Source organism: Streptomyces sp. AK08-02 (assembly GCF_033795085.1).
GTDB lineage: Bacteria > Actinomycetota > Actinomycetes > Streptomycetales > Streptomycetaceae > Streptomyces > Streptomyces echiniscabiei.
Window position 1 is genome coordinate 207,557 of the sequence record NZ_JARAZV010000012.1, and the last position, 14,770, is coordinate 222,326.

At 70.4% G+C, this 14,770-nt stretch carries 13 protein-coding genes; 9 read left to right on the plus strand and 4 right to left on the minus strand.

What is annotated here, in order from left to right; genetic code table 11:
- Positions 1–45 precede the first annotated feature (45 nt).
- Both PV734_RS25665 and PV734_RS25670 read right to left on the minus strand, forming a co-directional pair.
- Positions 46–3,009, minus strand: a complete 2,964-nt coding sequence (locus PV734_RS25665; protein WP_319292094.1) for a tetratricopeptide repeat protein — start codon at positions 3,007–3,009, stop codon at positions 46–48.
- Positions 3,006–4,859 carry an HSP90 family protein gene (locus PV734_RS25670; RefSeq protein WP_319095085.1) on the minus strand — a complete coding sequence of 618 codons (1,854 nt, stop codon included), beginning with the start codon at positions 4,857–4,859 and terminating at the stop codon, positions 3,006–3,008. The genes PV734_RS25665 and PV734_RS25670 overlap by 4 nt, the downstream gene beginning before the upstream one ends.
- Positions 4,860–5,030: 171 nt before the next feature.
- Here PV734_RS25670 and recG point away from each other — a divergent pair, with 171 nt between their 5' ends.
- From recG to mutM, 8 genes are all read left to right on the plus strand, one after another.
- Complete coding sequence (gene recG, locus PV734_RS25675) at positions 5,031–7,259, plus strand: ATP-dependent DNA helicase RecG (RefSeq protein ID WP_319095086.1); 2,229 nt, start codon at positions 5,031–5,033, stop codon at positions 7,257–7,259.
- Between the two features lie 134 nt (positions 7,260–7,393).
- Positions 7,394–7,978: a 16S rRNA (guanine(966)-N(2))-methyltransferase RsmD gene (gene rsmD / locus PV734_RS25680; RefSeq protein WP_319095087.1), complete on the plus strand. Its 585-nt coding sequence runs from the start codon at positions 7,394–7,396 to the stop codon at positions 7,976–7,978.
- 26 nt (positions 7,979–8,004) lie between these two features.
- Positions 8,005–8,484 carry a pantetheine-phosphate adenylyltransferase gene (gene coaD, locus PV734_RS25685; protein ID WP_006375441.1) on the plus strand — a complete coding sequence of 160 codons (480 nt, stop codon included), beginning with the start codon at positions 8,005–8,007 and terminating at the stop codon, positions 8,482–8,484.
- Positions 8,485–8,608: 124 nt separating this feature from the next.
- Positions 8,609–9,673, plus strand: a complete 1,065-nt coding sequence (locus PV734_RS25690; RefSeq protein WP_319095088.1) for a cell division initiation protein — start codon at positions 8,609–8,611, stop codon at positions 9,671–9,673.
- Positions 9,674–9,802: 129 nt separating this feature from the next.
- Positions 9,803–10,453, plus strand: a complete 651-nt coding sequence (locus PV734_RS25695; protein WP_319095089.1) for a DUF177 domain-containing protein — start codon at positions 9,803–9,805, stop codon at positions 10,451–10,453.
- Between the two features lie 2 nt (positions 10,454–10,455).
- Positions 10,456–10,629 (plus strand): 50S ribosomal protein L32, encoded by a 174-nt coding sequence (gene rpmF / locus PV734_RS25700; protein ID WP_030753522.1) that lies wholly within the window; start codon positions 10,456–10,458, stop codon positions 10,627–10,629.
- Between the two features lie 19 nt (positions 10,630–10,648).
- Positions 10,649–11,473, plus strand: a complete 825-nt coding sequence (rnc, locus tag PV734_RS25705; protein ID WP_319095090.1) for a ribonuclease III — start codon at positions 10,649–10,651, stop codon at positions 11,471–11,473.
- 132 nt (positions 11,474–11,605) lie between these two features.
- A complete protein-coding gene (gene mutM / locus PV734_RS25710) occupies positions 11,606–12,466 on the plus strand; it encodes a bifunctional DNA-formamidopyrimidine glycosylase/DNA-(apurinic or apyrimidinic site) lyase (protein ID WP_319095091.1) in 861 nt (286 codons plus the stop codon).
- 13 nt (positions 12,467–12,479) lie between these two features.
- On the opposite strand, the gene PV734_RS25715 is transcribed toward mutM, so the two are convergent.
- Positions 12,480–12,875 carry a winged helix-turn-helix transcriptional regulator gene (locus PV734_RS25715; protein ID WP_415924264.1) on the minus strand — a complete coding sequence of 132 codons (396 nt, stop codon included), beginning with the start codon at positions 12,873–12,875 and terminating at the stop codon, positions 12,480–12,482.
- A 68-nt stretch (positions 12,876–12,943) separates the two neighbouring features.
- Positions 12,944–14,098 carry a CAP domain-containing protein gene (locus tag PV734_RS25720; RefSeq protein WP_319292205.1) on the minus strand — a complete coding sequence of 385 codons (1,155 nt, stop codon included), beginning with the start codon at positions 14,096–14,098 and terminating at the stop codon, positions 12,944–12,946.
- 142 nt (positions 14,099–14,240) lie between these two features.
- Between PV734_RS25720 and PV734_RS25725 the strand changes: the two genes are divergently transcribed.
- Entirely contained in the window at positions 14,241–14,522 is a 282-nt protein-coding gene (locus PV734_RS25725) for an acylphosphatase (protein ID WP_319095092.1), read from the plus strand.
- Positions 14,523–14,770: the final 248 nt, after the last annotated feature.

Genomic DNA, 14,770 nt, shown 5'->3' on the forward strand with positions numbered 1-14,770 from the left:
AGGGGCCTTGTCCTCGAACGCCGGACGGGCTGAACAAGCCTGGACCTAGTCGGTCTCCTGCTCCTCCATGAGCTGCAGCATCTGTTCCGCCTCCGCACGCCGGGCCCGTACCGTCTCGGCCTGCTCCTCGTCGGAGTCGTCGTGGGCCTCGAAGCTCTCGTACGCGATCAGTACCCCCCGCGCGCGGGCCGCCGCTTCCGACGGGCGGCTCAGGTCCGCCTCCAGCCAGCCGGCGGCCAGTTCGGCGCCGGTGCGGCCGTGCAGACCGTCCTCGCCGAGGGACGAGAACACGGCGATCGCCCTCGTCATCTGGGCCAGTGCCTCCTCGAACGCGGCCTCGATCGCGCCGTCCTCGGCGTCCTCGGCGGCGGAGCGCCCCAGCAGGTCGCCGAACTGGCGGTGGGTGTGGGCGAGTTCGGCGCCGAGCCGCTCGCGGGACTCCAGCTCCTCCGCCTCGGACAGGGCCTGCGCGCACTCCCGCACCGCGTCCGCCATCCGCTGCCGGGCCCCGCCGAGACCCGCCTCCATGCGCAGCGCGAGCCACGCGCGGGCGCGCAGGGCACGCACCAGGCCGTGCACGTTGCCGAGCGAGCGCCACAGTTCGCCGGCGCGTTCGTAGGCCTGGTCCGCCTCGGCCGGCAGCCCGGCCTGGCCGAGGGATTCGGCGGCGAGATGGGCGAGCGTCGCGTGATCCTGCTGCTCGGGCCAGTGCCGGGCGATCTCCGCGGCCTTCAGCCGGCGTTCGGCGGACTCCCGGTGCTCGCCCAGTTCGCCCAGACAGTCGCCGAGCCACCACAAAGTCTGTACGACCGCGCCGTCACCGTGCGTCTCGCTGCTGAGGTCCGGCAGCGCGGACTCCAGCACCTCGGCCGCCTCCGCCCACCGGCCCTGCCGCAGCAGGAAACCGCCGAGCAGATGCCGCGCCCAGGCGCCCAGGGTCGGGCCCTCGCCCGCCTCGTCGGCCCAGTGCGCGGCCTCCAGGGCGCGGTCCGCGGCCTCGCCGACCTCGTCGCGCGCCCCGAGGATCTCGGCGAGCTGCAGGTTCAGCTGGGCCTGGCCGGCCGCCTCCAGATAGGCGCCGCCGTGCTCCAGGGCCCCGCGCAGCGCCCGCTCGGCCCCGGCGATGTCGCCGAGGTGGTGGGCGAGCCCGGCCAGCCGGGCCTCGTACTCCACCGCGAACCACGGCAGCCCGGCCGCGACGAACGCGTCCGTGGCCCACGTGAACAGTTCCGCCGCACCCGCGAGGTCCCCGGTGCGCGTCGCCAGTTCCCCGAGCATGGCCTGTGCCTCCGCGCCGCGCGAGGCGAGCCGCACATCGTCCCCGGCGTGTCCGTCGACGAGTGCCAGCAGCTCCCGTACGGCGTTCTCGGCGGCGGCCAGGAACTGGTCCGTGCCGTCCTCCTCCACGCGCCGCATGAGAATGCGGGCGCGTCCCATCAGGACGGCCGCGGCCTGCCGCACGCCGGTGCTCTCGTCGGAGTAGAGCGCGAGGACCGCCTCGTACGGCTCGGAGACGGCTTCCAGGGCCGCGTCGAGGTCGCCGTCGAGGGCGCGGGCGTACGCGGCGCGTGCGCGGGCGGCCAGAGCCTCGCCGGGATCGCCCGCCTCGGCGTACAGCTCGGCGGCCCGCTCGAAGAGCGCGATGCCCTCGGGACCGCCCTCCATGGCCCTGTGGTCGACGATCTCCGCCCTGTCGGCCGCCGGTAGGTCCACGCCCTCGGCGGCCCGCCAGACGGCCGCCCATGCCTCCATCGCGTGCGGCAGCAGCGCGTGGGACATCCGGCGCGCGTCGGAGAGCAACGCGGGCAGATCGTCCGGGGCGACGGCCTGCTTCTCCACCGCGTCCGGAGCCACCAGGGACTCGGCGGGAGCCCTGCGGGGCGCGGGGACGCCCCTCGCCGCGCGCACACCCAGTGGCAGGCGGACCACCAGGGGAGCCTGGTCCATACGCGCGCGAACACCGTCACCCACGGACGACGTGCCGTTGCGCAGGTCGAAACGCGCCGACAGGGAAAGGGCCTCCGCGCGCGCGTGGACGGCGAGTTCATCGGCGGTCCAGGCCCGCCCGGCCGGTCCGGGCACCGACTGGGTGCCCATGCCGAGGTCGGTGAGCCGGTCCATGAGGAGGGCCACAGCGGCCAGGAAGTCCATCTGGCTGCGCGGCTGCCCGGAGTCCGTGAAGTACGCGGGGCGCTCCGCGAGCAGCTCCAGCGCGCGCGCCTCGTTGCCGGTCAGCGCGCAGAACTCGACATGGTCCGCGTACGCGGCCCGCATGCTCTCCATCGGCCGGACCAGCCGGAAACCCCGCAGGTGATGCGCGCGGGCCTCGTCCAGCCGGCCCAGACGCAGCAGCGGGCCCAGGGAGGACGCCAGGACGGTGTGCGGTTCGTGGGCGCAGGTGAACTCGCCCTCCAGGACCGGCCGCCACAGGTCGAGCGCCTCGGCGTCCGCGCCCCGCTCGGTCCGCCACCAGCCCTGGCTGTGCAGCTCGCAGGCGTGGCAGTCGGCCATGCTGTCGCGGTCGGCGGCCAGCCAGGCGGCGTACGCCCGCTCGGCCCGCGGCAGGTCACCGACATGCGCGGCGACACTGAACTCGGCGCTCCGCACGGCCCGTTCGGAGTGGCCGGCGAGGCGGTAGCGGTGCTCCATCTCGCCGAGCCACTTCTCGATGGAGGCCAGCGGGATGTGCGGCTGGTCCAGCATGCCGGTGGTCATCCACTTGAAGACCCAGTGCAGCGTGTGGACCTCGTACTCGTCGAAGTCCTCGGGCCGCTCGTCCCACATGCGCAGCAGACGCGCGAAGGGGACGAACATCCTGTCTTTCTCGGAGCTGTAGTTGTAGGCCTTCAGCTGGTGCCCGAGCGCCTCGATCACGGCGAGCGGGATGTTCAGCCTCTCGGCCTCGACCAGCAACTGCTCCGCGCGCGCGTTGCGGGCCGGTCCCTCCGGCTGCTCCGAGTTCAGCGCCATGGCCTCGCGGAGGGCGTCGAAGTCCTTGATCTCGCTCATCGCCGGCCGTCCTCCGTGGGCTCCGTGGGATCGCTGTGGGTGGCCCACTCCAGGAGGCCGATGAACGCACGGTTCAGCAGCGCGGAGTCCGCGGGCCGCAGCGGGCGCTGCGCCATGAGCAGAGCCTGTCCGTACAGGGACTCCGTGGCGGTGCCGATCAGTTCCCGGTCCTCCAGCGAACTGATCCGCCGGATCAGCGGGTTGAGATGGTTGAGCACCAGCCGCGCGCGCGGGGCGCTGCCCCGCAGCGAGCCGAGGATGCCGGCCCACAGGTCGTCGGCCTGCTCCTCGGCCTCCGCGCGGGCCTGCTCGTGCCGGGCCGCCCGGTCGTCCAGATGCAGCGCGGGCACCGACAGCGGGTGGAAGGCGCGCAGGACGACATCGCACCCCAAGGGGTCGAGTTTGGCGCGCGCCGCCCCCAGGAACGCCGCCAGGGCCAGCTCCTCGGTCGGGTCGACCGAGTCCAGGTGCGCGGTCACGGTGTCGGCGTCCAGCTCGGCGACCACGGACCCCGGGCGCACCGACGGCAGCGCCTCGATCAGCTCACTGTCGTACGTGTAGCCGCCGTTGACGACACCGACGCCCTGCGCGGACGCGATCGGCGCGACCTGCCGGTACTCCTCGACGGTCCGCGTGAAGTGGATCACCGGGTGCCGCTGCGCGAACTCCTCCAGCGACAGCTGCCCGTCGGTGGTCTCGAAGGGGAGCCACGGCAGCATCGTGCGAAGCATCTCCTTGTCGTGCCTGGCCAGCGACTTGACGCCCAGATGGTGCACCGACAGGAACGCGGCCAGCCGCTCGGGGTCCCCGGCGGCGAGCCCCGTCAGCCAGGAGCGAATCCTTTCGCCCAGCGCCTCCCGTACGGCGGCCAGCGTCTCGTCCTCGTACAGCGACTCGCGTGAGGCCGTCGGCCGCAGACTGTCGGTGTCGAGCACGCACCGCACGAAGAACGCCCAGTCGGGCAGCAGCTGTTCGGCCCGCTCGGTGAGCAGCATGCCCTTCAGATGCACCCGGTGACTCGCGCGCTGCGCCGGACTCACGGAGGACGGCAGGACGTACGCCACCCCGCGGATCCCGGCGAGCGGCACGTCCAGGTCGATCGAGTCCAACGGCGTGAACCCGAACAGGTCGTGGCAGTGCCGCTGAAGGGCCACCCGGCGGGTGGCGGGCGACGGGTACGGACGGTTCCAGGGCGCCGGCAGATCGGTGACCGCCTCGTCGCCCACGCGCACGTCGTACGGCAGCAGCGACCCGAAGTCCCGCGCCAGCGCCAGCACACGCGCCTCGGTGAGCCACTCGCCGGCGCCGGGCCGCGCCACCAGGTGCACGGTGGTGCCCGGTTCCGGCCGGGCCTCGTCGGGCAGCGTCCGCACGGTGTACGAACCGTCGTCCGCCGCCGTCCACTCCACGGGCGGCGCGTCCGGCGTACGGGCACTCCGACTGACGACCCTGATCCGCTCGGCGACGACGAAACAGGCCAGCAGCCCGATGCCGAACTGGCCGAGGAACTCCGAACGGGCTTCCTGGATGCCGCCCGGGTCCGCCCGCTTGGAACTGCGGCCGATGGTCGCCAGCAGGTTGTGCACGTCCGCCTCGGTGAGACCGACCCCGGAGTCCTCGACCCGCAGGGTGCCGCCCTCCGCGTACAGCCGTACCCGCGCAGGGGCGTCGGGCTGCTCGGCGCGCCGGGCGGTGATCGCGTCCACGGCGTTCTGCAGCAGCTCGCGCAGATAGACCCTGGGGCTGGAGTAGAGGTGATGGGAGAGCAGGTCCACGAGGCCGCGCAGGTCGACCTGGAACGTATGCGGGGACTGGGATGCCTGGGATGACTGTGAGGTCTGGGAGTCCATCGTCGCAGCGCCGGAGGGGGGACCAGGTTCTGGCGACGGCGCGGGGTCGGGCGGTCCCGGTGAGGCGGTGACCGCGGGGGATGGCCGGGCGCGCCATCCTAGGCCCCGAACGAGCCGTCTGACCAGCGGATTCTGAGTACGTATACGGCAATGTCAGTGGCGTGGTGTGCAATGGATCTCGTGCCCGCACTGGAAGAACCCCTGAAACAACAGCTGAAGTCAGTGCTCGGCCCCGCCACCGCGAAGGTGATGGCCGAGCACCTCGGCCTGCACACCGTCGGCGACCTCCTGCACCACTATCCGCGCAGGTACGAGGAGCGGGGCCAGCTCACCCACCTGGCCGAACTCCCCATGGACGAGCACGTGACCGTGGTCGCCCAGGTGGCCGACGCCCGTCTGCACACCTTCGCCTCCTCCAAGGCCCCCCGGGGCAAGGGCCAGCGCCTGGAAGTCACCATCACGGACGGCAGCGGCCGCATCCAACTGGTCTTCTTCGGCCACGGAGTCCACAAACCCCACAAGGAACTCCTCCCCGGCACCCGCGCCCTGTTCGCCGGCAAGGTCTCGGTCTTCAACCGCCGCCTCCAGCTGGCCCATCCGGCGTACGAGTTGCTGCGCGGCGACACCGACGAGGCGGCGGAGGCCGTCGACTCCTGGGCGGGCGCCCTGATCCCGATGTACCCGGCCACCGCGAAGCTGGAATCCTGGAAGATCGCCAAGTCGGTGCAGACGGTGCTGGACCGCGCCCAGGAGGCTGTCGACCCGCTGCCCCCCTCCCTTCGGGAGGGCAGGGGCCTTGCCACTCTTCCCGAGGCCCTTGTGAAGATCCACCGCCCCCACACCAAGGCCGACATCGAGGAGGCGCGCACCCGCCTCAAGTGGGACGAGGCGTTCGTCCTCCAGGTCGCCCTGGCCCGCCGTCGCCACGCGGACGCCCAACTCCCGGCGGTGCCCCGCGAACCGTCCCCGGACGGCCTCCTCACCGCCTTCGACGCGAAACTCCCCTTCACCCTCACGGACGGCCAGCGGAAGGTCTCCAAGGAGATCTTCGACGACCTGGCGGCGGAACACCCGATGCACCGGCTGCTCCAGGGGGAGGTCGGAAGCGGGAAGACACTGGTGGCCCTGCGCGCCATGCTCGCCGTCGTCGACGCGGGCGGTCAGGCCGCGATGCTCGCGCCCACCGAGGTACTCGCCCAGCAGCACCACAGGTCGATCACCGAGATGATGGGGGAGTTGGCGGAAGGCGGGATGCTCGGCGGTGCCGACAAGGCCACCAAGGTGGTCCTCCTGACCGGCTCCATGGGCACCGCGGCCCGCCGTCAGGCGCTGCTGGACCTCGTCACCGGCGAGGCGGGGCTCGTGATCGGCACGCACGCGCTGATCGAGGACAAGGTCCAGTTCCACGACCTCGGCCTGGTCGTGGTCGACGAACAGCACCGCTTCGGCGTCGAGCAGCGCGACGCCCTGCGGGGGAAGGGCAAACAGCCCCCGCACCTCCTCGTCATGACGGCGACACCCATCCCGCGCACGGTCGCCATGACCGTCTTCGGCGACCTGGAGACGTCAGTCCTGGACCAGCTCCCGGCCGGCCGCTCCCCGATCGCCAGCCATGTCGTCCCCGCCGCTGACAAGCCCCACTTCCTGGCCCGCGCGTGGGAGCGCGTGCGCGAGGAGGTGGGCAAGGGTCATCAGGCGTATGTCGTCTGCCCCCGCATCGGGGACGAGGAGGACGACCCCAAGAAGGCCGGGAAGAAGAAGTCCGCCGAGGACGAGGCCGAGAAACGCCCGCCGCTCGCCGTCGTGGAAGTGGCCGAGCAGCTCACCCGGGGCCCGCTCCAGGGACTGAGGGTCGAGATCCTGCACGGCCGTATGCACCCCGACGACAAGGACGCCGTGATGCGCCGCTTCGCCGCAGGGGAGACGGACGTCCTGGTGGCCACCACGGTCATCGAGGTCGGCGTCAACGTGCCCAACGCGACCGCGATGGTGATCATGGACGCCGACCGCTTCGGCGTCTCCCAGCTCCACCAGCTCAGGGGCCGCGTCGGCCGTGGCTCGGCCGCCGGTCTCTGTCTCCTGGTCAGCGAGATGCCCGAGGCGAGCCCCGCCCGCCAGCGTCTGAACTCCGTCGCCGCCACCCTCGACGGCTTCGAACTCTCCCGCATCGACCTCGAACAGCGCCGAGAGGGCGATGTCCTGGGCCAGGCCCAGTCCGGCGCCCGCACCTCCCTGCGGATGCTCACCGTCATCGACGACGAGGAGATCATCGCGGAGGCGAGGGAGGAAGCGGCGGCGGTCGTGGCCGCGGATCCGGATCTGCAGAGTTTCCCAGGCCTCCGTACGGCCCTGGACGCGTTGCTGGACGAGGAAAGGGAGCAGTACTTGGACAAGGGGTGAGGTGAGTGCCCCTGCAGGGGCACGGGGAACTGCGCGAGCAACCACAACGAACCCGCAGTCGCCAACGACACAGCGCGCCCCCGGCCCCGCCTGCGAAACTGGATCCGCAATCACCTCACGGACAAGGACCCCAGATGACCCGCGTGATCGCCGGCACAGCCGGCGGACGCCGCCTAGCCGTCCCGCCGGGAACAGGCACGCGCCCGACCTCCGACCGCGCCCGCGAGGGCCTCTTCTCCACCTGGCAAGCCCTCCTCGGCGGCCCCCTGGACGGTGAGCGCGTCCTCGACCTGTACGCCGGCTCGGGCGCCGTGGGCCTGGAGGCGCTCAGCCGCGGCGCCGGGCACACCCTCCTCGTGGAGGCCGACGCCCGCGCCGCCCGCATCGTCCGCGAGAACGTGAAGTCGCTCGGGCTGCCCGGCGCCGAGGTCCGGGCGGGCAAGACGGAACAGGTTGTTCAGACGGCGGCCACACAGCCGTACGACATCGTCTTCCTCGACCCGCCGTACGCCGTCGAGAACGACGATCTTCGGGAGATTCTGCTCACACTCCGGGCCGGGGGCTGGCTCGCGGCCGAAGCCCTCGTCACCGTGGAGCGCAGCACCAGAGGCGGTCAGTTCCCCTGGCCGGACGGCTTCGAAGCGCTCCGGTCCCGTCGTTACGGCGAGGGAACGTTTTGGTACGGTCGCGCCGCCTCTACGTGCGATGACGCACGATGACCGGACCGGAGAGCGAGGGATCACTAGTGCGCCGCGCCGTATGTCCCGGGTCGTTCGACCCGATCACCAACGGACACCTCGACATCATTTCCCGCGCCTCCCGTCTGTATGACGAGGTCTATGTCGCGGTCATGATCAACAAGTCCAAGAAGGGCCTCTTCGAGGTCGACGAACGGATCGACCTGATCCGCCAGGTCACCGCCGAGTTCGGAAACGTCCGGGTCGAGTCCTTCCACGGCCTCCTCGTCGACTTCTGCAAGCAGCGCGATATCCCGGCCATCGTCAAGGGCCTGCGCGCGGTCAGCGACTTCGACTACGAACTCCAGATGGCCCAGATGAACAACGGACTGTCGGGCGTCGAGACGCTCTTCGTGCCGACCAATCCCACCTACAGCTTCCTGTCCTCCTCGCTCGTCAAGGAGGTCGCCGCCTGGGGCGGGGACGTCTCCCACCTCGTGCCGCCACTCGTCCTGGAAGCCCTCGACGGCCGCCTCAAGAAGGACTGACGAGGGCCTGGCGAGAGCCGGGCGAGGGACTGACATACCGTCACTCGGTGTCGGGCGGGTCGGCAGGAGTCGTACAGTCGACCCGTCCGTCTTCATCACAGCTGTAGAGAGTGGCGAGCACACGGTGGACGTGCAGAAGAAGCTCGACGAGATCGTCTCCTCGGTCTCCAGTGCCCGGTCGATGCCCATGTCGGCCTCGTGCGTGGTCAACCGCGCCGAACTGCTCGCGATGCTGGAAGAGGTGCGCGCGGCCCTGCCCGGCTCCCTCGCGCAGGCACAGGAGCTGATCGGCGACCGGGAACAGCTGGTCGACCAGGCCCGCCAGGAGGCCGACCGGATCATCCGGACCGCGCACGAGGAGCGCGGCTCGCTGATCTCCGACACGGAGGTCGCCCGCCGCTCCCAGAGCGAGGCGGACCGCATCCTCACCGAGGCCCGCAAGGAGGCCGAGGACGTCCGCGCCGAGGCCGACGACTACGTCGACTCCAAGCTCGCCAACTTCGAGGTCGTCCTCACCAAGACCCTCGGCTCGGTCGGCCGCGGCCGCGAGAAGCTCCTCGGCACCGGCCCCGGCCTCGACGACCAGGGATACGAGGACGAGGACGCCCCCGAGCGCAGCCACGACCCCGAGACCCTGCGTGTCAACGCAGACAAATACGTCGACGTGAAGCTCGGCGCCTTCGAGGCCGTCCTCGCCAAGACCCTGGAGGCCGTCGGCCGCGGCCGGCAGACCCTGCACGGCCGTATCGCCAGCGACGACCTCGGGGCCCTCGGCCAGGACGACGACGGCACCTCCAGGCAGCACACCAGCGACGCGGACTTCCTGGCCGGCCTCGCCGCCGTCCCGGACGCCCCCGCCGAGCAGGCCCGCGCGGCGGACATCCCCGCGCAGCAGCAGTACGGCCAGCAGGACCAGTACGGCTATCAGCAGCCCGCCGACCCCTACGGCGGCTACCAGCAGGCCTACGCCCAGCAGCAGGACCAGTACGGCTACCAGTCGGCCGACCCGTATGCCTACCAGGCGTACGACGGCTCACAGGCCGCCTACGACCCCGCCCAGGACCAGCAGGGCTACGCCCAGCAGGAACAGCAGCAGTCGTACGCCCTCGACGAGACCAGCCTCTTCGACACCGGCATGATCAGCGCCGAGCAGCTGCGCGCCTACGAACAGGGGCGAGGCGGGCAGTAAGTGCCCGCACGGGGACCGGATTGGGCCGTGGGCGGAAGGTCCAGTATCCTGGCTCTTCGGTCGCATGTACCTCTGCGATCACCGCTGCCCGGAAGACGAGCAGCTGAGCATCGAAGATCGAAAGCAGGAATGGCTCTGAACGCCCGCCTCGACCACCGCAACCCTCTTGTGTTCGACACACACGAGCTGGGGCGGCGTCCTGGCGCGCTGCAGCGCCTGACCCGTGAGATCGACGCTCCCGCGGATCTCGGGATCCAGGGAGTCATCGGAGTGCCGGAAGGCGCGCTGGTGGAGCTCGAACTCCGTCTGGAGTCCGTCATGGAAGGTGTGCTTGTCACAGGCACCGCCCGTGCACGGGCCAAGGGGGAGTGCGTAAGGTGTCTGGAGCCGCTTGAGCAGGAGCTCACAGCGGACTTCCAGGAGATGTTCTCGTACCCTGACGCCGACGACCGGGGCCGCGTAAAGGCGGAGCCGGCCGACGACGCCGAGGACGACGAGGACACGCTCTTCATCGAGGACGGTTTGTTCGACCTCGAATCCGTGCTGCGTGATGCGGTGGTGCTCGCACTGCCGATGCAGCCGGTGTGCCAGGACGACTGCCCCGGCCTGTGCTCCGAGTGCGGAGCGCGGCTGGCTGACGACCCGGACCACCATCACAACGCCGTCGACATCCGTTGGGCGGCACTGCAGGGACTCGCAGGTTCACTCGAACCCGGCGAGAAGGACGAGATCAGCGGCGCCGAAGCGCAAGCGGGCGTCGACGAGAAGCAGGAGAAGTAGCCGTGGCTGTTCCGAAGCGGAAGATGTCGCGCAGCAACACGCGCCACCGCCGGTCGCAGTGGAAGGCTGCGGTCCCCACCCTGGTTGCGTGCGAGCGTTGCCAGGAGCCCAAGCTGCAGCACATCGCGTGCCCGTCTTGCGGCACTTACAACAAGCGCCAGGTCCTCGAGGTCTGAGCGGCCGGTGAGAGGCTTCATGTCTGACGCCCAGGCGGACTCGTCCGCCAAGAAGAAGGCGGACACGGCCTCGTCCCACACGCTTCTGGAAGGGCGGCTCGGCTACCAGCTGGAGTCCGCCCTTCTGGTGCGTGCGCTGACCCACCGTTCGTACGCGTACGAGAACGGCGGTCTGCCCACCAACGAGCGGCTGGAGTTCCTCGGGGACTCCGTGCTCGGCCTGGTGGTCACGGACACGCTGTACCGGACCCACCCCGACCTCCCAGAAGGCCAGTTGGCCAAGCTGCGGGCCGCGGTGGTCAATTCTCGTGCGCTCGCGGAGGTGGGCCGTGGGCTCGAACTCGGCTCCTTCATCCGGCTCGGCCGGGGTGAAGAGGGCACGGGCGGGCGGGACAAGGCGTCCATCCTCGCCGACACCCTCGAAGCGGTGATCGGCGCTGTCTATCTCGACCAGGGTCTCGACGCGGCGGGCGAACTCGTCCACCGTCTCTTCGACCCGCTGATCGAGAAGTCCTCGAACCTCGGTGCCGGCCTGGACTGGAAGACCAGTCTCCAGGAGCTCACCGCGACCGAAGGGCTCGGTGTACCCGAGTACCTGGTCACGGAGACCGGCCCGGACCACGAGAAGACCTTCACTGCTGCCGCCCGCGTCGGAGGCGTCTCGTACGGCACCGGCACCGGCCGCAGCAAGAAGGAGGCGGAGCAGCAGGCCGCGGAATCGGCCTGGCGTTCCATCCGCGCGGATGCGGACGAACGGGCCAAAGCGGCCGCCGAGGCTGCCGTTGCTGAGGCTGCGGTGCCTGTTGATGAGGACGCGGACGTGTCTTCCTCGACATCTGCCTGAGGTTGTGTGCACCAGTGCTTGTCCCTGGCGGGACGGGCGCTGGTGTTCTTTGGTTTGTTCTCCGGCTGCGGGCTCGTTGTGGCTTGTCGCGCAGTTCCCCGCGCCCCTAAAAGCCTAAAAGCAGGGGGTTCCATGCCCGAGTTGCCTGAAGTCGAAGTCGTACGGCGGGGACTGGCTCGGTGGGTTGCTCAACGCACCGTCGCCGACGCCGAGGTGTTGCATCCCCGGGCCGTGCGGCGGCACATCGCCGGGGCCGATGACTTCACGCACCGGCTCAAAGGACACCGCATCGGTACACCCAGTCGGCGCGGGAAGTATCTGTGGCTGCCGTTGGAGGACACCGGGCAGTCGGTGCTCGCGCATCTCGGGATGAGTGGGCAACTGCTGGTGCAGCCGCACGACGCCGCCGACGAGAAGCATCTGCGGATTCGCGTCCGGTTCGCCGACGACCTGGCGACCGAGCTGCGCTTCGTCGACCAACGCACCTTCGGTGGACTGTCGTTGCACGACAACACCCCCGACGGCCTGCCCGACGTCATCGCCCACATCGCCCGTGACCCCCTCGACCCGCTGTTCGACGACGAGGCCTTCCATCAGGCGCTGCGCCGGAAGCGTACGACCATCAAACGGGCCCTGCTCGACCAGTCGTTGATCAGCGGCGTGGGCAACATCTACGCGGACGAGGCCCTTTGGCGCTCCCGCGTCCACTACGAACGTCCGACCGCCGGCTTCACCCGCCCGCGCACGGCCGAACTCCTGGGCCACGTACGCGATGTGATGAACGCTGCCCTGGCCGTGGGCGGCACGAGTTTCGACAGCCTGTACGTCAATGTCAACGGTGAATCGGGGTACTTCGACCGCTCGCTCGACGCGTACGGACGCGAGGGGCTGCCCTGCAAACGCTGTGCGACGCCGATGCGTCGCCGCCCCTGGATGAACAGGTCCAGCTACTTCTGCCCCAAGTGCCAACGGACTCCCCGCCCTTCGCCCTAGACGGGCGAGGACGCTACTGGCGGGGGGGACGCGTCTCGTCGTACCGCTGGCGTGCTTCCATCACGGAGTCCATGCGGCCCTCCACGAAGTGGATAAGCGACAAGAGGCGTTCGGCGATCTCGCGGCCCAGATCCGTCAGTTCGTAGTCCACCCGGGGCGGGTTCGTCGGCTGGGCCTCGCGGTGGACCAGGCCGTCGCGCTCCAGGGCCTGGAGAGTCTGGGAGAGCATCTTCTCGCTCACGCCGTCGACGCGGCGGCGCAGCTCGTTGAAGCGGAGGGAACCCTCCTGCAGGGCGCCGAGGGTGAGCGCGCCCCAGCGGCCCGTGACGTGCTCCAGCGTGCCGCGCGAAGGGCAGGCCCTGGCGAACACGTCGTAGGGGAGGGGCTGCTCCTCCGTGGTGTTCATCATGACCCCAGGGTACGCGAGCGCAGCGCTGACCTGAAGATTGCGCTAACTGGAAGTTAGCGCAATCCGGGTCAGTACCCGAAGTCCTGGGTCCACCATGGGCCGCCCGAGCCGAAGTGCACACCCACACCCAGCGTCTTGAAGTCGCAGTTCAGGATGTTCGCCTTGTGGCCGGGGCTGTTCATCCAGGCCTCCATCACCGCGGCGGCGTCGGCCTGTCCCCGGGCGATGTTCTCGCCGCCGAGGCTGGTGATACCGGCCTTGTCCGCCCGGTCCCAGGGCGAGAGACCGTCGGGGTCGGTGTGGTCGAAGAAGTCCCGGGCTGCCATGTCCTCGCTGAACGCCTCCGCGAGGTCCCGCAGCGCGCTGTTCGCGGCCACCGCGCTGCAGCCCACCTTGGCCCGCTCCTCGTTGACGAGCTGGAGCACCTCCGCCTCGGCGGCTGCCTGCGCGGACACCGTGACGGGGGCGGAGGACTGCTGCCGCGCCTTCTCCTCCGACTTCGTCGGAGTGGGCGCCGGAGTCGTCTTCGGTGCCTCGCTGGGAGTGACCGCCGACTTCGGCGGGGCCTTGGGCGTCGGGGTCGTCGGCGCGGTCGACCGGGAGGGCGACGTGGACGGGGAGGGGGAGGACGTGTCGCGGTCCGCGTCACGGCTCGTCGACGTACCGCTGTCGCGGTCTTCGTCGGCGTTGCCGGACGCGCCGCCCTGCTGGGTCTCGGCGTTCGTCGGGGTGTCCGCCGCCTGTACCTTGTCGCCGCCGCTGCCACCGCCGATCGTGTACTTGTCACCGCCGGGCAGCACGCCCGTGGCGACCGCGACCGTGCCCAGGGCGACCGCGGCGGAGACGCCCAGCAGGCCCGTACGGACCGACATGGACGACCGCTTCTTGCGGCGCCGGCGGTTGCCGCCCGCGCCGGGGCCGTCGAAGGAGCCGCCGGTCATCGTCGAGTGGGCCCCGGTGTCGTCCGGAGCGAAGAGGTAGGCGTCACTCCTCGCGTAGGCGTCGGAGTGCGCCTCCGGGTGGAGGTACGGAGCGATCCCCACGGTGGTGGGCGCGTCCTCCCACAGCGTGCTGTAGGCGGTGTGAGGCGTGTGAGGGACCTGGGCGTCGTAGGGTCCGTGGCCGGATCCGTAGCCGTCCGTGTCCGAATCGTATGGTTCCGTGACCCCCGTGGCGCGACCTGTGGCGGCGCGGCCGGCGGCGGAGCGTCGGTGCCGTCCCATGTTGTGGCCTTCCTCGTCCTTGCGGTCAGGATTACTCACTCGAACGAGTGAGTTTCATATGAGATTCGTTGGGTGGGGACGGTACCCCATGGCGCAAGGGGAGGAAGTGCTCAGAGAGACATTGGCCCGTTAGCGTGCATCCATGAACGAGGATGTACGACTGGTCGCCTGGGTGCGCGGACGCGTGCAAGGCGTGGGTTTCCGCTGGTTCACGCGGGCGAGGGCCCTGGAGATCGGCGGCCTGAGTGGTTTTGCTCTCAATCTGGACGACGGACGCGTGCAGGTGGTCGCGGAGGGCACTCGGCAGAGCTGTGAAGGACTGCTCGACTGGCTGCGCGGAGACGACACGCCCGGCCGCGTGGACGGCGTCACCGAGATCTGGGACACACCTCGCCGGATCTACGACGGCTTCGCCATCCGCTGAGACGGTTCTGTAAAGCGGCCCAGGCCGCGACTGGTGGGCATGCGGCGCGCACCTGTCCGCAGCGGAAACTGGCTGGTGGTTGCCAAGAAGCGCAGGTCGTGGCAGGCTCCGCGAAAACCGCTCGCCGCCACGCCCTCGGGCCGCGTCAAAGGCGCGGCGCCGCCCGCAGGAGGCCGCGCGCCCCGGGCCGCACGCCAATACAGGGCGTGATCGTGTTGACCGTCAAACTTTTTGGTGAGACGCTGAAA